Below are 24,037 nucleotides of genomic sequence, written 5' to 3'. Positions count from 1 at the left end.
GGCCGAACACCGGGAAGCACCACAGATCCTGATACGGGTGTCATCCGGCCCGCTCTCCGGGAGCACATCGGGCGCGGCCGTCGTACCAGGACCCCCGGACCAGTGCCCGTTCCGTGGCCGTGAGATGGACGGCGGCGGCGAGCCACGTCCAGGCGTACCGGTCGCCGCCGGAGTCGGCCAGGCGGCCGAACACGTCGCGGGTGCGGCGGTCGGCCTCCGCGGTGAGCGCGTCGACGAGGTCGGCGGCGGTCGCGAAGCCCGCGCGGCGGAGCGCGGCCCGCTGGGCGAGGGAGTCACCCCGCGCGGACTCCGCGACCGCCCGCCGCCCGCCGGAGACGGCCAGCTCCACCAGGCGGCGCGCCCGCCACAGGGGTGCGGCCGCCACCGGGTCCGTACCGGCCTCGGCCGCCTCCTCCCAGGGCCGGCAGTCCTCGCGAGACGGGAGGTGGGAACCGCGCAGGCGGTCGTATCCGAGATCGGCGCGGTCCATCCACTCGGCGGGCAGGCGCAACGTCGGACCGGCTCCGGGAACCGGCCCGATCGCGAGCGGGCGCAGGGTGGCGGCCCTGTCGGGGTCCAACCTGCCGATCACCCGTACCCTCAGCCCCGGCCTGGACGCGAGCTGCCGCAGGTTGGCGACATGGGCCAGATCGGGATGGGAGTCAGCCGGCGCGAGCCGGACCAGCGGTCCCCGGAGGGAGCCGTCGGCGCCGGAACGTCCGGCGGACGCGGGGAACGCATCCGCTCCGCCCCCCGGCTCCGCACGGGGCGGCAGCTCGCGGGCGAGCACCCGGTCTCCCTCGGCGCCGACGATCACCAGGTCGCATCCGACCGGCTGCCCCGCTCCCCCGCCGTCCTGCGGATCGTGCCAGGGGTTCCCGGAGAATGTCGCGCCGGCGGTCTCGGCGAGTGGCCTGGCGAACAGGTCCGCCAGCGGTGAGGCCGACCAGGACAGGCCCGCGACGGGGTTGGCCCGCACGCCGCGACCCGCGCCGAGACGGCCCTCGGGCGAGATCGTCGCGCCGGAGATCAGCAGTCCCCCTCTGGCCAGCCGTGCGTGGTCGAGAGCCGCGGCGCCGAGCGCGACCGTGGCGGTGGCGGCACCGCGGGCACGCGCCGATCCTCCGGGCCTGACGTCGGCGACGGAGAACCAGCGGCCGTCCTCGGCGACGAGGTGGGTGACCACCCCTCCGTAGCCGGTGGCGCTGATCACCGGTTCCCGGCAGACCCCGTACACCTTCAGTGCCTCGCCCTGCCGGTAGGCGCGGCGCGCGGTTCCCACCAGGGCCGGATCGGGGTCGGCCGCGGCGAGCCTGCCCGCGGTCAGCAGGAGTTCCCCGAGCGCGGAGACCAGGTCGGCCAGGCGGTGGCCGTCATGGCGTGCGCGAGCGGCACGCACGCCGCGCACCACGCGCAGGGCGGCGGCCTCGGCCCTGTGCAGGCCCGCCAGCCTGGCGGTGTGGGCCGCGCGGAGCAGCTCCGCCTGGGGTATCGCCCCGGCACCGGGCACCCCGCCTGCGAGCACCGCGGCGGCGGCGTCCCACAACCCGGCCGCGGCGGCCATCTGCCTGGACCCGGGACCGGCCTCCGGGGCGGCTCTCCCGGTCGTGTTCTGTACCGTTTCCTGGGCCGTTTTCTGGCCGGGAACCGGGTCGAGGGGCGCGTCCGAACCGGGTGATGCGCCGGCGACCGGCTCGGAGGTCTCGGGCAGGTCGGCCGCCGCGATCGGGCAGGCGCTCAGTACGGCGGCGCGGTGCAGGCAGCGGGGCGCGAGCAGGCAACCGCATCGGGCCGCGCCGGGGTCGGCGATCGTCCCCGAAGGGCCCGGAGTGAGGGTGACCACCGCGTCCTCGCCCCAGCTGATGGAGACGATCTGCCCTGAGGCGGTGACGGCGAGCCCGGCGCAGCGCTCGATCGCCGCGTCGAGCTTCTTCCGCAGTCTGGGGGTGAGGTCCTCCACCGCCGAGGCGATCACATGCGGCTCCACCGGTGGCAGTTGCCCGGCCGGGGAGGCGGGGGCCGGCAGGTTCAACGGGTCTCTCCTCGGAGGCGGTCGCCCACCCAGCGGGCGAGGGCGAGCGGGCTGAGTGCGGCGACGGGCATCCCTGCCGCGACGAGCTGACGCGCGACGGGCACCGAGTAGCGCGGGGCCCCGGTGTCGTCCAGGGCTGCGCAGCCCAGCAGGTGCACACCGGAGGAGACGAGGGAGCGGACCTCGCCGAGAAGCCCTCCGAGCGGGTAGCCCTCCTCGAAGTCGCTGACCACCACAACGAGCGTGCGACTCGGCACGGTGACCAGGGAGCGCGCGTGGGCGAGCCCGGTGGCGATGTGGGTACCGCCGCCGACCCGCACGTCGAGCAGCAGGGACAGCGGGTCGGCGACCCGGCCGGTCAGGTCGATCACCTGGGTGGAGAAGGCCAGGAAATGGGTGGAGAGGGTGGGAACGCCTCCCAGGACGGCCGCGGTCAGCGCGGACCAGACCACCGAGGCCTCCATCGAGCCCGAGACGTCGACCACGAAGACCAGCCGCCAGTCGGCCTCGTTGCGTACCCGAGTGCTGAAGACCGGCCGCTCCGGGACGACGAGAACCCTGCCGGCGCCGGTCCTGCGGGTGTGCGCCAGGTTGGCCCGGAGCGTGGCGGGCAGGTTGAGCCGGCCGCCGGGACGGCGGGTGGGACGTGGCGTCGCCAGACCGGTGAGCGCCGGGCGCATCCGGGTGGCCAGCTCCCCGGCCAGCTCGGCGACCAGGCGGCGGACCAGCGGACGGAGCCGGGCCAGCCGCTGCTCGGGCAGCCCGCCCGCCAGGGACAGGACAGAGGTCAGCAGCTCGATCGACGGGCGTACCGTGTCGGGGTCGAGCTCGGACAGTACGTCGGTCCGCCCGCCGTCGGCCGCACGGGCCAGTACCTCCTCCCGTACCTCGGTTCCGAACAGGGCGTCGAGTTCCGCTGCCCACTCGCGCGCGGAGGGGAAGGACACGCCCTGCCCGCCACAGTCGCCGCCGGGCCCGACCTCGGCCGCTCCCTCTCCCCTCCCCATCCCGTACAGCTCGTCCAGGGCGTCCGCGTAACGCCTGGCGTCGGCGGGCAGTCGCCCGGTCTCCCTGCCGAGGAGCAGCCGCCACCGGTCGGCCGGAGCGAGTCGCCGCGAGGCGGCCTCCCGGCCCGTGCCCGCGGGTACGGGCCGGAGCACCGGCTCCGTCCTTCCCGCGGGCACGGCCGGGGAGTCCGGCTCCCCGGCGACCGTGATCGCCTCGGCCGGCGGAGGGGAGAGGCCGGGCACGCGGAGCCGCAGCGCGTTCAGCGCGGCCAGCCCGGCGGCGTCCGCGGCGGTCCAAAGGGCCAGGATCTCGGGCGGGGCGCTCAGTACCAGGTCGAGCCGGTCGCCGAGACGGTCGGTCACGGCTCGCAGCAACCGGTCCCGTGCCGCTGGGGTGAGCGTGTCGAAACCACCGCGCAGTGCGGGAAGGCGGTCCAGGAAGCCCTGGTCGCCGAGGCCGTCGACACGGTCGAGCAGCGGGTCGAGGGCCTCGGCGGCCGACTGCAGGAGCGGGCCCGCGGCGACCAGCAGGCCGGCGAGCGCGCGGGACAGGCGATGGCGCCCCTCCGTGCCCGTGGCGCCGTCGACCCATCCCGCGACTCGGGCCCCGAGGGTGCCGGGCGTGTCCAGGTCGAGCAGGACCCGGGCGGCGAGCGCGGCCCCCTGGACGAGCGGTGAGCCGGTGCGCGCGAGCGTGCCCAGCGCGTCGTCGAGACGCAGGCCGAGCCGGTGCTCGGCGGAGCGGGTGGCGAGCGCCGTCAGGGCGATCGCGTCCTCGGGCCGGTCACTGCCGGCCAGGCCTGGCAGGGACCGTACGGCGGCCTCCAGCAGGGTGCCGAACAGCCCCGCGGCCCGCTCACGGCTCTCCGGCGTGGTTCCTGGAAGGTGCTCGCGGCGCAGCGCCTCCAGCAGGTCGAGGGCTTCGAGCAGGTCGGGCAGCCCCGCGGTGGCGGGGAGCACGGCGGCGGCGTCCTCGATGCGGTCCGCGACCAGGTCCCGCAGATCGCAGGCGGCCGCGGCCCGCAGTCCGGTGAGAATCGCCGCGCAGGTGGGGCCGCCCTCGGCGGACTCCCCGCGGAAGGTCTCGCGCAGCGTCCCCGCGGCGGCCAGGGCCGCGGTGACGCCCCGGATGCCCGCCAGGTCCAGCAGCGCGGCGACCGAGGGGGTCCAGGAGAGCGACCAGCGGGTGGTGATTGCCGTCGCATCGCCCGTGCCCGCCACCTCAGTCGGCCGGCCGTATCCGGTTCCGCACGCCAGCAGGCGTTGCAGCAGGATCTCACGGCGGCGGTCCAGGTCGGAGCGGAGCGGGTCGAGGCGGAGCTCGCGGGGACCTGGATCGCCGGGGTGGGGCAGCCGCAGCTCCGCCAGTTCGGCCTCGACCGCGGGGCCGAGCCCGGACCGGGGCGTGCCCGGCGCGATCCTGCCGCGCTCGGTGCCGACGAGGACCGTCTCGAGGGCGCGGGCGAGCGCCCGGCCGCGCCCGAGGGGTTCGCCCTGGCCGAGCACCGTCGTCACCGCCTCCAGCAGCTCGCCGCGCCCCGGCGCGGGCAGGCCGCGCAACCGGGCCAGGTCGCAGGCCAGCCGGAGCACCTCCACGGCCTCGCCGGTGCCCGCCGTGTGCCCGGCGGCGCGCAGCTCGCGGCAGAGCTCGGTGATCGTACGGGCGGCGGCGTCCCTGATCTTCCCGGGATCGCCGCACGCGGCGAGGACCGCCTGCTGCCAGCGCGGGTCACGGATGCCCGCCGGGTAGCCGGATCTGACGTCGAGCAGGTCGAAGGCGTACGGAACGAGTGATGTGGCGGGCGAGGGGTCCTTGGCCACCGGCGTGCCGGAGGCGCCGATGTCGCCCCCATGGACCACCTGATCGGGAGCGACCAGGGCGGGGGCGTGGAAAGCGCCGATCACGGCGGCGACCCGCCGGCCGCCGGCGACGGCCCCCGCGAGCACTCCGCGCATGTGCGCCTCGCGGACCAGGTCACCGGCCGGCACTCCGCCCGAGGCCTCCGCGTCCTGCCGCAGCGCCCAGCCGACGCCCAGCGCCGCTCGGCGTACCGCCTCGGGCGGGCACCCGGGGGCGAGCACCTCGACGGCGCGGTCCCACATGTCGTCCCCCTCCCTGCCCGTGGCCGAGGCGGTGAGGGCATCGGCGAAGGCCCTGACCGGCGGCACCTCCGCCGGGTCCGGCCGGGCGTCCGACCGGGCCCGGTCACTCTCCGACCAGCCGGAGTCGGAGAGCGGGAGGTCGCAGCAGAGCACCTCGGCCCCGCGTTCGCGCGCCCAGCGGATGGCGGCCAGCTCCGGCGAGAAGTCGGCGAACGGGTAGAACCCGAGCCGCCCGTCACCGCCCGTCCCGGCGAGGGCGACCGGCGCGAGGGTGGCCGGATCCGCCAGGTGGACCAGCCACGGCTGGAAGTCGGCGGGCAACTCAACGCAGACCACCTCCGCTCCGGCGGCGTCGAGCAGCGCCGGAACCGCCGTCGCCAGCGCGGGGCTGTGGTGGCGCACGCCGAGCAGGTAGGGCCGCGCGGCCCCGGCCAGCGCGTCGACCGCCTCCCGGGGGTGGGGACCGGCCGGCCCCCCGGTGCCCTGACCTGTCGTTCCCCGGGCATGCACGTCCCTCGCGCCCGTGCCCTGCGCGCTCGTCTGCCGATCGCCGGTCAACGCAGGTTCTCCCGCAGGTCCCAGAGGCGGCGCCACATCGCGGAACCGTCCTCGGCGCGGCGTCGCACCGGGCCGTCCCAGTAGCCGAGCAGCCGCGCGTGGTCGGCCGGGTCGTCCTTGCGGACCACGCCGAGCAGGTGGCCGGGCACCAGGTCGAGGACGTCCCCGCCGGGGAGGTAGGCCGCCGCCACCCCGAGGGAGGCCGCCACCTGCACCGCCTCGGCGGTGGACATCACGGTTCCCGGCCGTTCCACGTCCCAGCCCTCGGCCGAGCGACCGGAGCGCAGGTCCCGGAAGACGGTGACCAGGGCGTCCAGCACGGCGTCGTCGACGCCGAAGGCCGCGCCGGCCCGTCGCACCACGGCGGTGGCCTGTCCACGCACCAGGGCGGCCTCGGCGGCGGGGTCGGCGATGGGGGCGACCGTCTCGAAGTTGAACCGGCGCTTGAGCGCCGCCGACATCTCCGAGACCCCCCGGTCGCGCAGGTTGGCCGTGGCGATCACGGTGAAGCCCGGGGCCGCCGGCGTCAGCGCGTCGGGCGTGCTGGCGAGTTCGGGCACGCTGAGGCGACGGTCGGACAGGATCGACACCAGGGCGTCCTGCACCTCCGGCAGGCAGCGGGTGATCTCCTCGATCCGGGCGACCCGCCCGGACCGCATGGCGGACAGCACCGGGGAGTCGACCAGCGCCTGGCGGCTCGGCCCCTGGGCCAGGAGCAGGGCGTAGTTCCAGCCGTAGCGGAAGGCGTCCTCGGTGGTGCCCGCGGTGCCCTGCACGGTGAGCGTGCTCGTGCCGCAGACGGCGACCGCGAGAAGCTCGGAGAGCATCGACTTGGCGGTGCCGGGCTCACCGACCAGCAGCAGGCCGCGCTCACCGGCGAGGGTCACCACGCAGCGTTCCACCAGGGAGCGCTCGCCGACGAACTTGGGAGCGACGGCGAGCCGGGTGGGCGAATCGGGGCCTTCGCCCACGCTCGCCGGCCGGGATCCGGGCAGTTCGAGGGTCTGTCCCTCGCTGCCGCAGACGAACGTGACGACCGCGCGCGGGGTCAGCGACCAGCCGGGGGGCCGGGGGCCGTCGTCGTGGGCGGCGAGGAAGGCGAGCTCGGCAGCGTGCCGTTCCTCGGCCGGCAGCGTCTGCCGGTCGGAAGGCGCCGGGGGGACCGTCTGTTCGGTCATGGTCATCGAGAGAGATCCTTCTGTCTGTCGTACTGCCCGGTCGGCCGGAACACGCGGGGCGAGCCCATGCGCGTTCCGGCCGACCGGGCCGTTGAGAACCGGTGGTTCCTGGTGAGCGGTCCGCGGGGGCGGAGCCCGCCCCTCCTCAGCGGCGCCTGCCGCGCCGCACGCGGAGCTCCTCGAATCGGGGGATGTCTCCGTCGCGGACCCGCTGCCACGCCCTGGCGTAGAGATCGGCGGCGGGTTCGATGGAAACGGCCACGCCGAGCGGCGCGCTCTCCGCGCTGATCAGGTCGAACATGGGGAGCTTCCACTGTTCGAGCGGGAGGTTCGGAGCCTTGAGGTCCGTCCAGGCTCCCGGCAGGAAGAGTGAGCGACCGGCTCGGGCGCGGCCGGCCTCGACCACCAGGTCGGTGGCGGCCAGCTCGGCGCGGGCCGCCTTGAACCGCGCGGGCTTCCATCCGGTCCACCGGGTGACGTTCTTGTCCGTGGGGTCCGGCATCGCGAGCAGCGCCAGGTAGAGCGTGGCGGCGTCCTGGCCCAGCCCGTACCGCTCCGCGACCTCGGAGAGCAGCGCGGGCACCGAACGGGAGGGATCCTGCGGCCACCAGGTGCCGTCGGCCGCGCGCTCCCCCGCCACGGGGTCTCCGGGATCGGCGAGGAGCGCTTCGAAACGCGGGTCGCGGGCGGTGCGCAGTGCCGTCTCGACCGGGAACGGCTGCCCCTGGTCACCGGTCAGGGCCCGCAGGGCGGGCAGGTAGGGATCGCTCCCCGACGCGTCGAGCAGGGAGACGCGCAGGCCCGGTGCGGGCTGGTCGTCATGGGTGGCCATGATCACCGCGCCGTAGCGTTCCCAGCCCTCGGCGACCTCGGTGGGGGCTCCGGCGACCTTCCTGAATCCGGGGAGGTCGACGTAGCGGCCCAGGTCGAGCAGGAGCTCGGGGTTCGCCAGCCGGTCGGAGACCGCGGCCAGCACGGCCGGCAGCACGGCGCGCACGGCATCGCCCGGGGGCAGCCGGTGGGCCAGCCACGCGGTCAGCGCGACCGTGGAGACCAGCGTGGACTCGGTGAACCCGGGGCCGGCGCCGTCGACCGGGGAGACACGGTCGCCCTTCACCCGCCGGCGCAGGTCGGTGCTGAGCTCCGGCGCCGAGGCCGGGTCGAGCAGGGCGGGCAGTGCCCGGCCGGGCTCCCATCCGGTGCGCACCGCGCGGGCCGCCTCCCCGAGGAGCCACTCCGGGACGACTGCGCGCCGCCCCACTCTGTCGTTCCACACCCGCGCGGCGGCGGCGATGTCCGGGCCGTCGGTCCACAGCTCGGCCGGGTTCTCGGGCAGCAGCGCGGCGACGACCTCGCGCCGGATGTCGGCGTCCAGCCGGCGCAACTCGTCCTTGGCGACGGCGGCCTCCGCCGCCTTCAGGCCGAGCGCGGTCCGCACGTCGGAGGGCAGGAAGTTGCGCTGGTAGGTGTCCACGTACGGCAGCCCGGCGACGACCAGCCTGGCCGTCGTCGCGGTGACCCCGGTGAGCCGCGCGAACTCCTCGGCCCCCTCCGGCCGCCAGGGCGCGGGACCGCGTCCGGCGAGCTCCCCGAGGAACTCTCCGAGCCAGCCCGCGTGCCTGGCCTCGCCGACCGGGCCCAGGGAACGCACGGTGTAGGGGTAAGGGGCTTCGAAGCGGCCGGCCGGGTCATGGAAGAGCCCCGTGAAGCCGCAGCCGCCGCCGCTCTCCGGGACGGCCTCCAGGAAGGCGATGAAGGCGCCCCCCTCCAGTGAGAGCACTCCGCGCCAGCGGCTGTCGTACCATCTGCCCCTGACGTCGTCGAGCCAGCCGCTCTCCAGATGCGCCACGAGCCGACGCCACGAGGCGGGCTCGGCCGCGGAGGCCAGCCCGAGCGTGTCGATCTCGGAGAGCAGCCTCCGCAGCGCCTCCGTCCGCTCCGGTTCGAACGCCGACGCCGCCCGGTAGGCGATCGCGGCCGAGTGGTGGAGCAGTGGCTCCCAGCCCAGCCGGGAGTGCGCGAGTTCCTGGCCGTCCGGATGAAGGCGGACGGTCGGGCCGGAGGGAACCCGTTGCTCACGGCCGATCGTCCGCAGCTGCCGGAAGACCCCTCGGTACTGCTCTTCCCTCGACCAGCGGTCGTCCGGGACGCCGAGGCCGTTGAGTGCCTCGATGAGCAACCGGTCACCGGGCCCGTCCGGCTCCTGCTCCGCCTGCTCACCCGTGAGTGCGCCGGCGAGCCTGGCCGCCGCCGCGTCCAGGCTCGCCTGCTGTGCGGCGGCGAACGCCGTCACCCCGGCGACTCCGGCGATGAGCGCGTCGTGGGTGAGTCCCGGCAGCAGCGTGCGGACCTGCTCGCACAGCTCCTCCCGGGCCGAACGGGTGGCTCCCGGGGCCTGCCCTGACTGGGCGGGGTTCGCGAGCCGCGCGGAGTCGAGGGAGCCCGCGGCCTTCAGCAGGGCCGCCGCCGTCTCCCTGTCGATCCCGCGCAGGGCCAGCGAGCCCTCCGGGTCGCGGGCCCGCATGAGGTGCCAGTAACGCGGGGGCGGCAGCAGCGCGGTGCCCTCCGCGAAGGGGCCGGGCTCCCTGTCCGTCAAGGCCGTCGCGACGACGGCGCCCTCAGGATCGACGAGCTTGATCTCGTGGTGGTTCCTGACGAGGGCACACGGCCGGTCGTCGCCGGGGAACGTCACCGCGCGCGACGGTCGCCCGGGGCCGCCCTGGCCGCCGCGCAGGGTGACGGCACGACCGGCCAGATCCTCACCGCGTAGCGACCCGTCGGGCAGCCGGACCGTCCGCCAGCCGAGCAGGCCGCCCACCGGGACGCCGGCCGGGGCCGCCTCTCCTTCGAAGGGCAGCACCCAGCCTCCCTGGAAGGTGCTGCCCGCCGGTGCCGAGCTCAGCGCGTCGGCGAGGAACCCGGGTGTGCTCAGTCTGCCGTCCGCCATGCCGGACGGGTCGTGCTCGCGCCAGTGCTCGACGTCGCCGTCCCATGTCCAGAACGAGGTCCCATCCCCGATCAGCCGGCGCCTGCGGGGCACCGTGCTGTCACCCGGGTACAGCACTCCGGCGCCCGTGGCCCTCCCGCCGCCGGGCAGCGGCAGGGTGACCGTGTCGGCGTCCAGTTCCCACTTGCCGCCCGTCCCCTCCAGGGCCAGGACCGTCCCCGCCGAGGAGTGCCAGTATCCGCGCAGTTCGTCGCCCGCGCCGTTGGTGTGCCAGTAGACGAGCAGCTCGCCGTCGACGTGGTGGAAGCCGGGATCTCCCCAGGCGTCGTCCGGGGCGGGGCGCAGGTCGTGGGTGAGCACGGTCCCTTCCGGGCCGATGACCCTGGCCTGGGAGGGACCCGAGACGATCAGGTTCGGCCAGGCGTCGGCGACCTCGATCTCGTGCACGGCCTTCGGGCCGGCGAGATCGGCGACCGCGTCCTCCCAGGCCGGCCAGCCCAGCTCGTCGAGGAGTCCGCCGCGCAGCGTCCTGGCGAGTTCGGCGGCGAGATCGGCCCGTACCGCCTCGGCGACCTTCTCCCTCGCGAGGACCAGCGCCTCGCCGGGCAACCAGGTCAGCCGCCTGAGCGCGTCGGGCAGCTGCGGCAGGCCGGTGGCGACCGAGCGCCGGGCGACCTCGCCCACCCAGTCGGCCAGCATCGTCCGGCCGCCGGGTGACGCCGCCAGGCGACACACGGCACGCCGCCCGTCGGTGTCGTCGTAGAACCGGTAGGCGGCGTGATGGAACGCGGGCCGGAACCGGGGGTCGGCGGCCAGCGCGAGCAGGTCGCGCCCCTCCTCCTTCCGGGCCCAGGATTCCAGCGAGAGACCCACGCCGTCGCCCGGATCGGCGACCGGGACGTCCAGCGACAGCAGGAGGTCGAGCAGGTCGGGTTCCGGCTTGAACGGCACGCCCCCGCCCGTGCCGGCGAGCTCGGTGCGTAGCCGTCCCGCCACGCGCTCGACCAGCGTGTACAGGCCCGGCAGCCGCGAGCCGGACCACCGGCCCGGATTCCAGATGCCCAGAAAACGTCCGAGCCAGCCCGCCGTGCCGTCGGCGGGGCGCTCCCGCTCGGGCACCTCGTCCGCTCCCAGGCCCGCGACGGCTCCCGAGGCCTCCAGCATCTCCAGCCAGAGGGCGGGCATCTCGCCGTCGCCGTTGGCGGGCATCATGTTCAGCAGCGTCCCGCGGATCGCGGGCTCCCTCCGGGCGAGGGCCACCAGGGCGGGGCGATGCGCCTTCCACCAGCCCGGCGGCGCCCCTGCGGTGGCGGGCAGGCCGAGCAGGTCCGCCAGGTACGCCTGCTCCTCGGCGTCCGCGTCGCGCCCGGCGGCCCTGGCCAGGCGACGCAGCTCGGCGGCCATCTGCGCGGACGGCGACAGCCCGGCCGCCGTGCGGCGCACGCACAGCCGACGGACCCTGCGCAGGGCCTCGCCAGCCGGCACCCGGCCCGCCAGCTCCTTCGCGTACGCCGACAGGGCCTTGACCGGCAGGGCTCCCGCGAGCGCGAACTCCAGGAACACCTCGTCGAGCCGGTCCTCGTCGACGGGCAGTCCGTGCTCGGCCTCGGCCCTGCGCGCCTGGGTGAACAGCTGCGCCGCATAGGCGGTGTTCTCCACCGAGAGGAACACCCGGCCCGCCTGTTCGAGGAACGTCGGCAGGAAGTGCGGGACGGCCCCGGCCAGCTGCGTGGCGAGCCGCTGGTAGGCGTCGAGGGCGGCCTTCGGCTTGGACTTCACCTGCCTGCCCGCGCGGTCCAGCTCCGGCACCAGGGCGAGCGCGTGGTGGCCGTCCCGTGGGTGATGCACGAGCACCCACTCGGGGAACCCGAGCGAGCGCCGCAGGCCCACCCCGACGACGACCGGCTCGCCGTCCGGCTCCAGCCCGAGGAAGCGGGCCGCGGCATCCTCCGCGGCGCCCAGTTCCTCGGCGACCAGGCGCACCACCACCCGGTCCGCCAGCCCGGGGTGCCGGTAGGCGCGCGCGGTCAGCGGCACCGCCCGCTCGCCGCCCCCGCTCGTGCCGGACGGCAGGACCGCCCCGGCCTCCAGCGACTCCCGAGCCGTGGCCGCGCCCGTGACTTCGGCCCGCTCCGGCTCCCCGGACGGCTGAATCGCCGGGATGCCCGGCGACGACGTGGGGTGACTCACGCGTTCGTTCCCTTCTCGACGTCGCGGCCGGCGTACAGCGCCGCGGCCATGCGCATTCCCTCCGACCAGGCCACCGGGCCGACCTCCCGCGACGGCAGCCGCCTGCCCTTCCGGTCGTGCCAGGTCAGGTCGCCCGTCTCGGTCGCGCCGTCCCAGTAGGGCTCCCCGATCCAGACTGCGGCCTCGGCGCTGCGCCCCGCGTCGCGCACCACACAGGTGGCGTAGCCACCGGAAACGCGGTAGCCGAGCGAGGTCGCGCGGGCGGCGAGGCCGAACCGGGAGGCGAACCTTCCCCCGGCGAACTCCTTCACCTCCGCGGCCTTCTCCCCGGACTTTCCCGGCTCCGCGGGATCGACCGGCCTGCCCCAGGTCGCCCGGTGGATCTGCTCGACGCGCTGGGTCACGCCCAGCTCCGCAGCGAACTCCCTCAGCTCCTCCAGATCCGGCAGCAGCACCGGATGCGGCAGGGTCACCGTCTCCGGGGACAGCCGGACGGTCTCGCCGTCCAGGTTCACAATGCGCAGCTCGCCGGAGTCCGTGACGTCCCGCAGGAAACCCACCTCGTCTTCGCCGACCACCACCAGGTCGCGCAGCACCGACCGCCACGCCTCGTCCGGCCACACCCGGGCCACCAGCTCGGTGGGAACGGGCAGGGACGACACCATCCAGGCGTCCACCCGTGCCACGCAAGCGGCCTCGTGCCGGTCGAGCCACTCGGCCAGGCGGCGCAGCCGCTCGACCTCGGGATGCTCGCGCACCTGTTTGGGCAGCGACTTCAGCCGCCGTCCCGCCGCACGACCGGAGGTGGCCCTCGCCGCCACCCGGCCCTCCACAAGAGCGACCTCATACCCGTCGCCCGCCGCCAGCCAGCCCAAGGGATCCCGCCTCTCACCACGCACGGATTGCCGACGGTCGCGGGGATCTCCCCACCCGCGACCGTGATGCGCGGAACGCTAACGCCCCTGACCGACAAACCCGTACCCGGCGGGCATGGTCCGGGCCAGAACGGCTCCGGCGTCGGACGGCCCATGCCGAAGACAACCGGGCAGGTGGGATCCGGGCCGGGCTCGGCGTATTCGCCCGGTCGACGGGTGTTCGCCGGAGGCGAGGGGCCGCGCCACGACCGCGGTCTGTGCGCCACCAGGGGATTCACCCGCTAGAGCGGCCGGAAGTTCCGCCCCCACCAGGCGTTCCAGCGAGACTCCAGCTCGGCGAACGCCGCGTCGTCGAGGCCGTAGGCGGTGAGCGCCATCGTCGCGGCGCCGCCCGGGTTGACGTGCGAGGACGGGCTCTGGGCCGCGATCAGCAGGCCGTCGCCCCAGCCCTCGACGGTGAGACCGACCTGGTTGACCGAGCGGAACCGGACCTCACCGCGCAGCGTCTCGCCGGTGGGCCCCGACAGCTCGTACGGGCTCGTGGGGGGCAGTTCGGCCACGGCTGCGAGACCGGCGGCCTCAAGCACCGGTGTAGCCGAGCTGCCGGAGAGGAAGACGGTGCGCCGGTCGGCGCCCGGGTGCCGCTCCAGGGCGAAGGCAAGCTGGTGGACGAAGGTGATCCAGCCCTCGGTGACGTCGTCGTAGTAGGCGTCCCAGTCGGGGTTGCCACCGCGCGGGCCCCGGGTGATCCGCAGGCGCGTCCGGCCGCCGAGGTCGGTCAGCTCGAACAGGTCACCGCCCTGGATCTCCAGCCGGTGCTCGGCCGCCGACTCGACGACATCCTGGTGGTAGATGACCTCGATCTCCTTGTCGAGGCCGTCGAAGTGCCAGCCGTGCCAGCGCCGGATCCGCTCGGGATCACGCAGCGCGCCCCAAACGTCCTGGACGGGAGCGGCGATGGTGACCTCGACGAAGAAAGGCTTCTCTGTCATCGAATACCTCCAGTGGGGGAACGAACCTTGGTCACGGCGAGAGGATCAGCCGCCGGTTCCGCTCGTGCCGGGGGCCGGGTGCCCGCCGACGACGAGACGGTAGGGCCGCCCGCCGGGGGCGTCGAAGCGGGCGGCGACCTGGGAGACGGCCTCGGCGAGCATGTCGGTGAAGTCGTGCACGTCGCCGGGCTCGGCGAAGCGCACCCGCGCCTCGACGGTGAACGTCAGCAGCCGGACGCCCTGCCGGTCGGCGGCGGCCGCCATCCGGGTGACCTCGCGCACGGTGCCTGCGGCCGCCTCGACGAGATGCTCGGCGGCGTACCTGTCGGCGACGCGACGGAACCCCTCGTCGAACTCGGCGGTCTCGGCGACCTCGGTGGCCGGGGCGAGCACGCCGGGGTCGACGAGGAAGGCGTTGGCGGTGACGCGCATGACGCGCTCGACGAAGCCGCGCCGCGGACGCTCCTCCACCAGCTCGACCAGCCCGGCTTCCTCCAGCACCTTGATGTGGTAGCCGACCCGCTGGCGCGGCAGGTCGAACTCGGCCGCGAGCTGGACCGCCGAGGCGGGCTCGCGCAGGCGGTCGAGGAGTCGGCGGCGGATCGGGGTGAGCGCCACGCGCAGGCGGTCGGGCTCGTCCATGAGCGTCATCTCGGTCGCGGACATGTCTCAATGGAACCATTAGACAAATTAATCTGTCAATTGTGGCATGGCCGACCGGCCCCCGCGAAAGGACCATCGCGAGATCGCCCCGCCACCTTGGACCGCCGGGGCGACTCCCGCGAGCCCTCTCACCCGGGTCACCCGAGCCGGGACGGGAGCAGTTCAGCCCTCCCGTACGGGACCTGCCAGCCTCAGCGTCCAGCGGCGCGAGGGGTGCGCGTCACAGTCGTACTGCAACGCCGTCACGTTGTTGTCGGTGCTCACCCCACCGGCGATGGTCAGACACTTCCCCGTCTGCACATTCCTGACCTGGTACTGCCCCGTACCGGTCACATCGGCCAACCTCCAGCGGCGCGAGGGGTGCGCGTCACAGTCGTACTGCAACGCCGTCACGTTGTTGTCGGTGCTCACCCCACCGGCGATGGTCAGACACTTCCCCGTCTGCACATTCCTGACCTGGTACTGCCCCGTACCGGTCACATCGGCCAACCTCCAGCGGCGCGAGGGGTGCGCGTCACAGTCGTACTGCAACGCCGTCACGTTGTTGTCGGTGCTCACCCCACCGGCGATGGTCAGACACTTCCCCGTCTGCACGTTCGTCAGCATCAGGGTGTTGGCGGCCGCGGCCCTCACCGGGAGCGGAGGCCTCTCGGCGTTCGCCGCGGCGTGGGCGCCGGATGCCGCCCCAGGCCCGCCTCCGACTGCGGGCAGCGCCGCGGCGGCGAGAAGTGTGGTCGCCCAGGCGCACACCCTGGTCACGGTACGTCTTCGGGACATGAGACCCTCCTCGATCTCGAACCTTTCGACCGCGAGGGGAGAACGCCCCTGACCACTGGATGATCATTTGACCTGGGCAACGCCACCATAGGCGGTCGTCGCCGGCCGGGGCCACCCGCCACGCGGGACGCCGCCTGCGGGCCTTTCCCACGGTTGACACCGCCCCGGGCGAGCCTGCCCGCCCGAACCCGGCGGATGGCTCGGCCGTCGCGCGGGCCCCCTGCGGCGCTTCGTCGATGGCGAACACGTGTTCCGGGGGCGATGTCCGCTCGGTAGGTTGCCGGGGTGGCGACGATTCGACGAGACGGCGTGGAACTCGCGTACGACGAGGCGGGCTCCGGTCCCGCGGTGCTGTTCGCGCACGCGGGAATAGCCGACCGGCGGATGTGGGAGCACCAGTTCCTGGCACTGTCTGCGCGCCACCGGGTGATCCGCTACGACTGGCGCGGGTACGGCGAGTCCGGCCTGCTGACCGACGGCATCGCGGGGGCACGCCGGCTGGACCTGCCCCGGACGGGTCACCTACCGCCACTGGAGCGGCCGGTGGAGACGACCTCCGCGCTGGCGGGGTTCCTTGGCGCGCTTCATCGGCCCGCCGGGCGGCCGGGCCGGGGTGGCACGCGATGACGCCGGCCGTGAACGGCCACGCGCCGCGGATCTCCACCTGGCTGCGCACCCGCCCTGCCAGGGCGGGGCGCACCCGTGTCCTGGCCGTCGAGGGGCGGTCGGGGTCGGGGAAGTCCACCATCGCCGCCGCCTTGGCCGCGGAGCCGGCCACTCCCGTCATCCGGATGGACGACCTCTACCCGGGGTGGGACGGCCTGCTGAGTGGGGTCGACGCGCTGGTCGAGTGGATCCTGCTGCCGCTGAGCCTGGACCGGCCCGCACGATGGCGACGCTACGACTGGGCGGACGGCGCGTACGCCGAGTGGCACGAGGTTCCGGCCGCCGGGACCCTGGTCGTCGACGGCACCGGCTCCGGCGCGCTGGCCGCCGCGCCGTACCTGAGCGGCCTGCTCTGGCTGGAGGCGGCCGACGAGGTACGCAAGGAGCGCGCGCTGGGGCGCGACGGCGATCTCTACGCCCCGCACTGGGAGCGCTGGGCGGCCCAGGAGGAGAGTTTCCACATCAGCGACGACGTCCGTGCCCGCGCCGACCTGACGATCGTCACCGGCTGAGGCGCCGAACCGCGACCGCCCAGGAAATCCGAGACTTCCGATCCGGAAGTGCCTCTCCACCCCGGCGCGCAGGGCAGGCTGGAGAGACGCCGGGCACGCCGGTGCCGGCCCACAACGAGGAGAGCCCGTGACCACATGGATGCTGCTTGACTACGGCGAGGTCATCTCCATGCCACAGCCCGCCGGCGAGATAGCGGTCATGGCGGAGCTCGCCGGCCAGGATCTCGCGACCTTCCATGACCGTTACTGGCGCCACCGCGACGCCTACGACCTCGGCCAGGCCTCCCACGCGTACTGGAGCGAGGTCCTCGGCCGGACGCTCGACGACGGCGATCCCCTCGCGGCCAGGCTCGACGCGGCCGACACCGCGAGCTGGTCCCACCTCAACCCCGAGACCCTGCGCGCGATCGAGGGGTTCGCCGGGCGCCACCGGCTCGCCCTGCTGTCCAACGCCCCCGAGTCGCTGGCGGCGGCCATCGACGACGCGCCGTGGTCCGGGGCGTTCACCCATCGCTTCTACAGCTGCCGGCTGGCCCTGGCCAAGCCGGACGCCGCCGTCTTCGAGCAGGTCCTGCGCCGGCTCGACGCCGCTCCCGGTGACGTCACCTTTCTCGACGACCGGGCGGTCAACGTCCGCGCCGCGGCGGCGCTCGGTATCAACGCCGTCCTCCATCCGGCGCGACCGTCCCGGTGACATCGGGGCTGAGGTCAGGCCGAGAAGCGCGCCACCCACTCACGGGCGCCGGGAAGGACCTCCTCCACCGGCGCCACCTGCGGGTACCAGGTGCGTTCCCATTCCAGGCAGACCCAGCCACCGAAGCCGCGCAGCAGATCGCCGCACCCGTCGAGGGGAACCCCGCCCGCCCACATCGGCACCGGAGTGGTGTCGGTCGCCGAGACCGCGTCCTTGATCTGCACGTACGCGAGGTGATCGCCCAGCGCCGCCAGGGTGTCGGCGGGCGCCTCGCCGTGGCGCCACGGGTGCAGCACGTCCCACAGCGCGCCCGCGGTCCCGGGCACGCCCGCGGCGTCCAGCATCCGCCCGACCGCGGCACCGGTCGGCATGGCGTCGTGGGTCTCCACCAGCACCCGTACCCCGGACTCGGCGCACAGGTCCGCGACCGCGCGCAGCCGCCGCGCCCCCGCCTCGAGGTCCTGCCCGCCGGGAAAGACCCGCACGGCGGGAGCGCCCAGGTCCGCGGCGAGGACCAGGTCCTCGCGGAGTTCCCGTACGACGGGCTCGTCCGGGCCGGTCACGGCGATCCGGACATATCCAGCGAGGGCGGAGATCTCCAGCCCGGCTGCCCCGACGGCCGCGCGGACCTCCGCCCGCCGCGCCGGGGAGAGTCCGGCGTGGACCCCGGTATCGGGGTGGAGGCGGAGTTCGAGCCCGGCGCACCCGTACGCCACGGCCGTCTCGACGGCCCGCGTGAGGCCCTGCCCCGGCATGCCGAGCGTGCTGAATGCCAACCGCATCGAGCCTCCAGGAAAGCGTTTCCCAACGCCTTCATCGTAGACGCTAGGCCGCGTGGGCGCCTCCGTGGTCGGTGCGGGTCAGACGGCGGCGGAAGACCCAGTAGGTCCACCCCTGGTAGGCGAGGACCAGCGGGGTGAAGACGACGGCGACCCACGTCATCACCGTGAGCGTGTACGGGCTGGAGGCGGCGTTGTCGACGTTCAGGCTGTTGGCCGGGTCCAGCGCGGGCATCACGTCGGGCCAGAGGTTACCGAAGAGGGTGACCGTGACGGCGATGACGGCCACCGCGTTGGCGGTGAAGGCCCAGCCGTCGCGGCCGCGCAGGGTGGCGAGCAGCGCGCCCGCGATCCCGGCGGCGGCCAGCGCGGCGCTCGCCCAGGTGGCGGGCCTGCCCCCGATGAGCTGGGTGGCGGTCAGGAAGGCTCCGCCCACGACCAGCGTGACCACGGCGAGCCTCTTCGCCATGACGGCCGAGCGGGCGCGCAGGTCACCGTCGGTGCGCAGGGTCAGGAAGAGCGCGCCGTGCAGCACGAACAGCGAGAGCGTGGCCAGGCCACCCAGCAGCGCGTACGGGTTGAGCAGGGTGAGCAGCGTCCCGGTGTACTCGTGGTCGGCGTCCAGCGGGACGCCCCGGACGATGTTGGCGAAGGCCACGCCCCACAGGAAGGCGGGTAGCAGCGATCCGATGAACAGCGTGCGGTCCCAGCCTCGGGAGCTGTCGCTCTTGTTGCGGTACTCGATGGCCACGCCGCGCAGGATGAGCGCGACGAGGATGAGGAACAGCGGCAGGTAGAACCCGCTGAACAGGGTCGCGTACCACTCGGGGAAGGCGGCGAACGTGGCACCTCCGGCGACCAGCAGCCAGACCTCGTTGCCGTCCCAGACCGGCCCGATGGTGGCCAGGACGGTTCTGCGGTCGGCCTCGTCCCTGCCCAGCAGCGGCAGCAGGACGCCGACACCGAAGTCGAATCCCTCCAAGACGAAGTAGCCGGTCCACAGCACGGCGATGAGCACGAACCAGACGGTGGTGAGTTCCATGGGGGTTCCTTGGTGGGTGCCTCAGTAGGAGAGCGCGGGGGTGGTGTCTTCGGACGGCTTCTCGGTCTCGTCCTCGGGGCCGAGGCGGATGAACTTCAGCAGCAGCCGGACCTCGATCCCGGCGAGCACCGCGTAGAGCAGGGTGAAGCCGACCAGGGTGATCGCGACCTCGGTGATGTCGACGCCCGGCGAGACGGCGGCCGCGGTACGCATCAGCCCGAAGACGGTCCAGGGCTGGCGGCCCATCTCAGTGAAGATCCACCCCAGCGAGTTGGCCAGGAAAGGCAGGGCGATGCCGGCGATGGCGATCCGGTGGAACCAGGGGTTGGCGGGGAGCCTGCGGCGCCGGGTGAGCCAGAGCCCGGCCAGGGCCAGCAGCGCGGCCAGCATGCCGAAGCCGATCATCAACCGGAAGGACCAGTAGGCCAGGCCGACCACCGGCCGGTAGTCGCCGGGACCGTAGATGCTCTCGTAGCGGGCCTGGATGTCGTTGATGCCCTCCACCGCGCCGTCCAGCGTGTTGGTGGACAGCAGGCTGAGGCCGTAGGGGATCTGTAGGTTGATGTGGTTGCGCCCGTTTTCGACATCGCCGACGGCGAATATCGAGAAGCCGGCGGAGGTCTCGTCCTCCCACAGCGCCTCGGCGGCGGCCATCTTCATCGGCTGCTGCTCGGTCATGATCTGCGCCTGCCAGTGCCCGGAGAGGGCCACCCCGATCGAGGCGACCAGGGTCACGGCCATGGCCACCCGCGCCGAGATGCGGAAGAGCTCCACGTGCCTCTTCTTGAGCAGCTGCCAGGCGCTCACCCCGGCGACGAACGCGCCGGCGGCGATGAACGCGCCGAACAGCACGTGCGGGAAGGTGACCAGGGTGGTGGAGTTGGTGAGCACCGCCCAGATGTCGGTGAGCTCCGCGCGGCCGGTCTGCGGGTTGAGCCGGTAGCCGACCGGGTGCTGCATCCAGGAGTTGGCGGCGAGGATGAAGTAGGCCGACAGGTTGGTGCCGATCGCGGCGATCCAGATCGTGGCCAGGTGGACCCTGGGCGACAGCCTCCCCCAGCCGAAGATCCACAGCCCGAGGAAGGTGGACTCCAGGAAGAAGGCCATCAGTCCCTCCATCGCCAGTGGCGCGCCGAACACGTCACCGACGAAGCGGGAGTAGTCACTCCAGTTCATCCCGAACTGGAACTCCTGCACAATGCCGGTGACCACCCCCATCGCGAAGTTGATCAGGAACAGGCGTCCCCAGAACTTCGTCATCCGCAGGTAGGTGGGATTGCCCGTACGGTGCCAGGCGGTCTGGAATCCCGCGACGAGTACCGACAGACCGATCGTCAGCGGCACGAACAGGAAGTGGTAGACCGTCGTAATCCCGAACTGCCAGCGCGACAGATCCAAGACGTCCATCAATGCTCCGTCTCACGAGTGATATCTCCGCAAGGATTCCGATTAGGAGGGTTTGCCGCGTAGGGCCGCCGGGCCCTGATCGGAAGGACCTTGGTCCCGCCCCCTCGTCCCGGTATCCGGGACTTATGGCCCTCGCTGTGGAAGATCGCGGACGGCGGCGAGGTTTCCGCAGGTGAGGTGGCGGGTTAGGGGCGCGTGGCTGCGGGGGAGGCCTCAGGTGATGCCGATCGAGGAACGCGGAGCCGGAGGAGCCCCGGACTCGCAGCGACATCGACCTTCGCAGTGGGAGAAACCCATGACCGGACGCAGATCGGCGCCGGGCGACCTTGGCCGCCGGATCGCCAGACGACGCGAGGACCTCGGCCTCAGCCGGGAGGAGTTGGCGAGGCGGGCCGGAATCGATCCCGGTTATCTCGCCTACCTGGAGGAGTCCGTGGCCTCACCGAACACCGGCACCGTGAACCGCGTGGCCACCGCCCTGGACACCAGGCCCGAGGAACTGCTCGGCAAGTACACCGACCTGCCGCCCGGGCACGGCCGGGCAACGGGTCACCCCGTGCTGGAGAAGCTCGACCGGGACGAGTGCCTGCGGCTCATCACTCCCGGAGGGGTGGGCAGGATCGCCTTCGAGGAGGCCGGCGGTCCGGTGATCCTTCCGGTCAACTACGCCCTGCACGGCGACTCGGTGATCTTCCGCACCGCCTTCGGCGGCCCGCTCGACGCCCCCTTGCGCACCGGGGTCCAGGGGGTCGAGTGCAAGGTCGCCTTCGAGGTCGACCGAATCGACGACGCCTGCCACGAGGGCTGGAGCGTGCTGGTGCGCGGCGGGATCCAGCACGTCTCCTCCGAGGAGGACCGGGCCACCCTGGCGGCGCTGGGCGTCCGGCCGTGGGCGGGAGGCGAGCGGGAGCTGTACGTGAAGATCACCGCCGCCGAGGTCAGCGGCCGGCGCATCCGGCGCGGCGTGTGATCCCCGCGGAGATGGACGCCTGGGTCGTCACCCACCCGGGGCCGATCCCCTCGCGCCCCCTGCGTCCGGTCCGCGTCCCGGTCCCCTCCCCCGGGCCCGGTGAGGTGCTGGTCCGCGTCGAGGTCTGCGCGGTCTGCCGGACCGACCTGCATCTCGCCGAGGGTGACCTGCGGCCACGCCGTCCGAGGACCACCCCCGGCCACGAGGCCGTGGGCCGGGTGGTGGCCGCCGGTCCCGGCGCCGGGCGGCTGTCGCCGGGCACCCGGGTGGGCGCGGCCTGGCTCCGCTCGGCCTGCGGTCACTGCCGCTACTGCCTGCGGGGCTCGGAGAACCTCTGTCCCCGCTCGACCTACACCGGCTGGGACGCCGACGGCGGCTACGCCGAATACCTGACCGTTCCCGAGGACTTCGCCTATCCGCTGCCGGCGGAGACGCCGGCGGAGAAGCTGGCACCGCTGCTGTGCGCCGGGATCATCGGCTACCGCGCGCTGCTCCGCAGTGACCTTCCGCCCGGCGGGCGCCTGGGCATCTACGGCTTCGGCGCCTCGGCGCATCTGACCGCGCAGATCGCCATCGCCCAGGGCGCGACGGTGCACGTGCTGACCCGCTCGGCCAGAGCCAGGGAACTGGCCATGACGCTGGGCGCGGCCTCGGCGGGCGACGCCACGGACGCCCCGCCCGAACCGCTGGACTCGGCGATCCTGTTCGCCCCGGTGGGCGAGCTGGTACCGGTCGCGCTGGCCGCGCTGGACCGGGGCGGCACCCTCGCGGTGGCGGGCATCCATCTCAGCGACATCCCGCCTCTGACCTACCAGCGCCACCTGTTCCAGGAGCGCACCCTGCGCAGCGTCACCGCCAACACCCGGGCCGACGGCCGGGCCTATCTGCAACTCGCCATGGCCCACCCGCCCCAGGTGACCACGGTGCCCTACCCCCTGGCCGAGGCCGACCGGGCCCTGGCCGACCTGGCCGCCGACCGGGTCGAGGGCGCCGCCGTCCTGACGATCTCCTCCCCCTGACCGGTTCCGGCCAAAGGAGCTCAGACCTCCCTGAGGACGCGGTGCAGGATGGCCGTCGTCGCGGCCGGCTGCTCGGCCTCGATGCCCAGGCGGTTCAAGATGTGCCAGTAACGCTCGACGTCGGCGGCCTTGTCCAGGTAGAGGGCACCGGTGAGCTGTTCGAGGTAGACCACATCGGGCAGCTGTCCCTCGGGGAAGCGCAGGATGGTGGCGGGGCCGGTCACCGCGGCGGCGGCTCCGACGCTGAAAGGCATGACCTGGAACGTGACATGGCCGAGCTCGACGATCTCCATGAGGTGCCTGAGCTGGGCGCGCAGCACCTCGGGGCCTCCGACGGGGCGGCGCAGCGCCGCCTCGTCGACGATCGCCCAGAGCGTGGGGGGCTCTGGACGCCACAGGAGTCGCCGGCGTTGCATGCGCAGGGCGACGCGGCGCTCGATCTCGGACGTGCGGGCAATGGCAAGATCGTGGAAGCCTCGGCGGTCCGGCGAGTCAGCCGGCCGGACCGCACGCCGGGTCCTTACGGCTCCCGGAAACCGGCCCGGCCCCGATCCGACCCCAAGGAGAACGCGTGGACGGCGAGCGACTCCCCTCCGAATCCAACAAGCTCAACCCCCATGTCGCCCACAACGCCAGGGTCTGGAACTACTGGCTGGGCGGCAATTTCGAGGCGATGCGTTTCTGGAACGAGCACGCCAAGCCCCCGATCGTCGCCCGCAACGGCCAGGAGATCGCCGCCTTCCTCGACGGCCTGGAACTGCTCGAACCCGGCCTGGTCTCGTGCTCGCTCTGGCGTCCCGAGCTGGCCGGCATCGGCGGCGAGCCCACCCGGATCGCCCAGTACGGCGCCGTGGGCCGCAAGCCGTAGGCCGTGGACCGGATGTCGTGGGCCAGGCGCCGCTCCCGGCTCCCCCCGGAGCCCGGAGCGGCGTCCGGCTCCGGGCGGAGGTGATCGCCGGTCCCCCCGTTGCTAGCATCGGATCCATGCCACGCCCGCGAACCGTCAGCGACGAGGCGATCTTCGCCGCGGTCGCGGGGGTCGTCAGCCGGGTCGGTCCCGCCAGGCTCACCCTGGCGGCCGTCGCCAAGGAGGCGGGGCTCTCGCCCGCCACCCTGGTGCAGCGCTTCGGTTCCAAGCGCGCGCTGCTGCTGGGCCTTCACCAGGGCGACACCGAGGACGTCCGCCGGCGGCTGCGCGCGGCGGGCCCCCGGAACGGGATCCTTGAGACGCTGCTGGACAACCTGACGGACCTGGCCGGGCCGGTCTCCGACCCCGTGGCCTTCTCCAACCACCTCGCCGTCCTGCACCAGGATCTCAGCGACCCCGAGTTCCACGCCCAGGCGCGGGCACACGCCCGCGCCATGCGTGAGGAGATCCACGACCTGCTCGTCAGGGCCACGGAGGCCGGCGAGCTCCTGCCCACCGACCTCGCACAGCTGGCCCGCTCCGTGCAGTCGACCTACAACGGCGCGCTGGTCACCTGGGCGATCCATCGCGAGGCGCCGCTGGAGACCTGGCTCCGCCGCGAACTCGACGCGGTTCTCGCCCCCTGGCGCGCCACCGGGAAAGCACGGGAGCGGCAGGCACCCTAGGCGGGCAGGCCCCTACGGCCCCGCCTGCCGGGG

The 24,037-nt window shown here is 73.9% G+C and carries 18 protein-coding genes and 1 pseudogene; 7 read left to right on the top strand and 12 right to left on the bottom strand.

The features are described from left to right. Window positions 1-40: 40 nt before the first annotated feature. The 8 genes from ACQP0P_RS22275 to ACQP0P_RS22240 form a co-directional block, all read right to left on the bottom strand. Window positions 41-2,032 (bottom strand): hypothetical protein, encoded by a 1,992-nt coding sequence (locus ACQP0P_RS22275; RefSeq protein WP_433380238.1) that lies wholly within the window; start codon window positions 2,030-2,032, stop codon window positions 41-43. Continuing rightward, a complete protein-coding gene (locus ACQP0P_RS22270; protein WP_433380235.1) occupies window positions 2,029-5,700 on the bottom strand; it encodes a vWA domain-containing protein in 3,672 nt (1,223 codons plus the stop codon). Before ACQP0P_RS22270 ends, ACQP0P_RS22275 begins: the two co-directional genes overlap by 4 nt. Continuing rightward, window positions 5,697-6,884 (bottom strand): ATP-binding protein, encoded by a 1,188-nt coding sequence (locus ACQP0P_RS22265; protein ID WP_433380232.1) that lies wholly within the window; start codon window positions 6,882-6,884, stop codon window positions 5,697-5,699. The genes ACQP0P_RS22270 and ACQP0P_RS22265 overlap by 4 nt, the downstream gene beginning before the upstream one ends. Window positions 6,885-7,023: 139 nt before the next feature. Beyond that, a complete protein-coding gene (locus tag ACQP0P_RS22260) occupies window positions 7,024-12,015 on the bottom strand; it encodes a DNA-binding protein (RefSeq protein WP_433380229.1) in 4,992 nt (1,663 codons plus the stop codon). Then, a complete protein-coding gene (locus tag ACQP0P_RS22255) occupies window positions 12,012-12,890 on the bottom strand; it encodes a DUF4132 domain-containing protein (RefSeq protein ID WP_433380226.1) in 879 nt (292 codons plus the stop codon). The genes ACQP0P_RS22260 and ACQP0P_RS22255 overlap by 4 nt, the downstream gene beginning before the upstream one ends. 281 nt (window positions 12,891-13,171) lie before the next feature. Continuing rightward, a complete protein-coding gene (locus ACQP0P_RS22250) occupies window positions 13,172-13,882 on the bottom strand; it encodes an SRPBCC family protein (protein ID WP_433380224.1) in 711 nt (236 codons plus the stop codon). 45 nt (window positions 13,883-13,927) lie between these two features. After that, a complete protein-coding gene (locus ACQP0P_RS22245) occupies window positions 13,928-14,548 on the bottom strand; it encodes a helix-turn-helix domain-containing protein (protein WP_433380221.1) in 621 nt (206 codons plus the stop codon). A gap of 159 nt (window positions 14,549-14,707) precedes the next feature. Then, complete coding sequence (locus tag ACQP0P_RS22240; RefSeq protein ID WP_433380218.1) at window positions 14,708-15,322, bottom strand: RICIN domain-containing protein; 615 nt, start codon at window positions 15,320-15,322, stop codon at window positions 14,708-14,710. A 285-nt stretch (window positions 15,323-15,607) separates the two neighbouring features. Between ACQP0P_RS22240 and ACQP0P_RS22235 the strand changes: the two are divergent. From ACQP0P_RS22235 to ACQP0P_RS22225, 3 genes and pseudogenes are all read left to right on the top strand, one after another. Beyond that, a pseudogene (locus tag ACQP0P_RS22235) lies at window positions 15,608-15,784 on the top strand (alpha/beta fold hydrolase); the annotation flags it as partial. A gap of 161 nt (window positions 15,785-15,945) precedes the next feature. Continuing rightward, on the top strand, window positions 15,946-16,500 hold the full coding sequence (locus ACQP0P_RS22230) for a hypothetical protein (protein ID WP_433380216.1): 555 nt from the start codon (window positions 15,946-15,948) through the stop codon (window positions 16,498-16,500). Between the two features lie 127 nt (window positions 16,501-16,627). Then, window positions 16,628-17,194, top strand: a complete 567-nt coding sequence (locus ACQP0P_RS22225) for an HAD-IA family hydrolase (protein ID WP_433380213.1) — start codon at window positions 16,628-16,630, stop codon at window positions 17,192-17,194. Window positions 17,195-17,208: 14 nt separating this feature from the next. Here ACQP0P_RS22225 and ACQP0P_RS22220 read toward each other — a convergent pair whose 3' ends face one another. Genes ACQP0P_RS22220 through ACQP0P_RS22210 form a run of 3 tightly spaced genes read right to left on the bottom strand, consistent with a single transcriptional unit; the run spans window position 17,209 to window position 20,422 of the window. Continuing rightward, complete coding sequence (locus ACQP0P_RS22220; protein ID WP_433380210.1) at window positions 17,209-17,976, bottom strand: sugar phosphate isomerase/epimerase family protein; 768 nt, start codon at window positions 17,974-17,976, stop codon at window positions 17,209-17,211. A 43-nt stretch (window positions 17,977-18,019) separates the two neighbouring features. Beyond that, the gene (gene cydB, locus ACQP0P_RS22215) at window positions 18,020-19,015 is read right to left on the bottom strand and encodes a cytochrome d ubiquinol oxidase subunit II (RefSeq protein WP_433380207.1); all 996 of its coding nucleotides are present in this window, start codon (window positions 19,013-19,015) and stop codon (window positions 18,020-18,022) included. A 21-nt stretch (window positions 19,016-19,036) separates the two neighbouring features. Further along, window positions 19,037-20,422 carry a cytochrome ubiquinol oxidase subunit I gene (locus ACQP0P_RS22210; protein WP_433380204.1) on the bottom strand — a complete coding sequence of 462 codons (1,386 nt, stop codon included), beginning with the start codon at window positions 20,420-20,422 and terminating at the stop codon, window positions 19,037-19,039. A 295-nt stretch (window positions 20,423-20,717) separates the two neighbouring features. Here ACQP0P_RS22210 and ACQP0P_RS22205 point away from each other — a divergent pair, with 295 nt between their 5' ends. Together ACQP0P_RS22205 and ACQP0P_RS22200 are read left to right on the top strand one after the other, a co-directional pair. After that, the gene (locus ACQP0P_RS22205; protein ID WP_433380201.1) at window positions 20,718-21,392 is read left to right on the top strand and encodes a pyridoxamine 5'-phosphate oxidase family protein; all 675 of its coding nucleotides are present in this window, start codon (window positions 20,718-20,720) and stop codon (window positions 21,390-21,392) included. Window positions 21,393-21,403: 11 nt separating this feature from the next. Next, a complete protein-coding gene (locus ACQP0P_RS22200) occupies window positions 21,404-22,411 on the top strand; it encodes a zinc-dependent alcohol dehydrogenase family protein (RefSeq protein WP_433380198.1) in 1,008 nt (335 codons plus the stop codon). Window positions 22,412-22,431: 20 nt separating this feature from the next. Here ACQP0P_RS22200 and ACQP0P_RS22195 read toward each other — a convergent pair whose 3' ends face one another. Next, window positions 22,432-22,827: a DUF5753 domain-containing protein gene (locus ACQP0P_RS22195; RefSeq protein WP_433380195.1), complete on the bottom strand. Its 396-nt coding sequence runs from the start codon at window positions 22,825-22,827 to the stop codon at window positions 22,432-22,434. 155 nt (window positions 22,828-22,982) lie between these two features. On the opposite strand from ACQP0P_RS22195, the gene ACQP0P_RS22190 reads away from it, so the two are divergent. Beyond that, complete coding sequence (locus ACQP0P_RS22190; protein WP_433380192.1) at window positions 22,983-23,279, top strand: SAM-dependent methyltransferase; 297 nt, start codon at window positions 22,983-22,985, stop codon at window positions 23,277-23,279. Window positions 23,280-23,395: 116 nt separating this feature from the next. Continuing rightward, window positions 23,396-24,004: a TetR/AcrR family transcriptional regulator gene (locus ACQP0P_RS22185; RefSeq protein WP_433380189.1), complete on the top strand. Its 609-nt coding sequence runs from the start codon at window positions 23,396-23,398 to the stop codon at window positions 24,002-24,004. The last annotated feature ends 33 nt before the right edge of the window (window positions 24,005-24,037 follow it).

Origin of the sequence: Streptosporangium sp. CA-115845, from assembly GCF_050943795.1 — a bacterium.
Taxonomy (GTDB): domain Bacteria; phylum Actinomycetota; class Actinomycetes; order Streptosporangiales; family Streptosporangiaceae; genus Streptosporangium.
This window is presented reverse-complemented; position numbering and strand designations above follow the sequence as displayed.

Coding starts and splice junctions, on each gene's coding strand:
- ACQP0P_RS22265 (WP_433380232.1), bottom strand. CDS start 6,884: ATGACCATGACCGAACAGACGGTCCCCCCGGCGCCTTCCGACCGGCAG.
- ACQP0P_RS22250 (WP_433380224.1), bottom strand. CDS start 13,882: ATGACAGAGAAGCCTTTCTTCGTCGAGGTCACCATCGCCGCTCCCGTC.
- ACQP0P_RS22245 (WP_433380221.1), bottom strand. CDS start 14,548: ATGTCCGCGACCGAGATGACGCTCATGGACGAGCCCGACCGCCTGCGC.
- ACQP0P_RS22240 (WP_433380218.1), bottom strand. CDS start 15,322: ATGTCCCGAAGACGTACCGTGACCAGGGTGTGCGCCTGGGCGACCACA.
- ACQP0P_RS22230 (WP_433380216.1), top strand. CDS start 15,946: ATGACGCCGGCCGTGAACGGCCACGCGCCGCGGATCTCCACCTGGCTG.
- ACQP0P_RS22220 (WP_433380210.1), bottom strand. CDS start 17,976: ATGCGGTTGGCATTCAGCACGCTCGGCATGCCGGGGCAGGGCCTCACG.
- cydB (WP_433380207.1), bottom strand. CDS start 19,015: ATGGAACTCACCACCGTCTGGTTCGTGCTCATCGCCGTGCTGTGGACC.
- ACQP0P_RS22210 (WP_433380204.1), bottom strand. CDS start 20,422: ATGGACGTCTTGGATCTGTCGCGCTGGCAGTTCGGGATTACGACGGTC.
- ACQP0P_RS22205 (WP_433380201.1), top strand. CDS start 20,718: ATGACCGGACGCAGATCGGCGCCGGGCGACCTTGGCCGCCGGATCGCC.
- ACQP0P_RS22200 (WP_433380198.1), top strand. CDS start 21,404: ATGGACGCCTGGGTCGTCACCCACCCGGGGCCGATCCCCTCGCGCCCC.
- ACQP0P_RS22195 (WP_433380195.1), bottom strand. CDS start 22,827: ATGCAACGCCGGCGACTCCTGTGGCGTCCAGAGCCCCCCACGCTCTGG.
- ACQP0P_RS22185 (WP_433380189.1), top strand. CDS start 23,396: ATGCCACGCCCGCGAACCGTCAGCGACGAGGCGATCTTCGCCGCGGTC.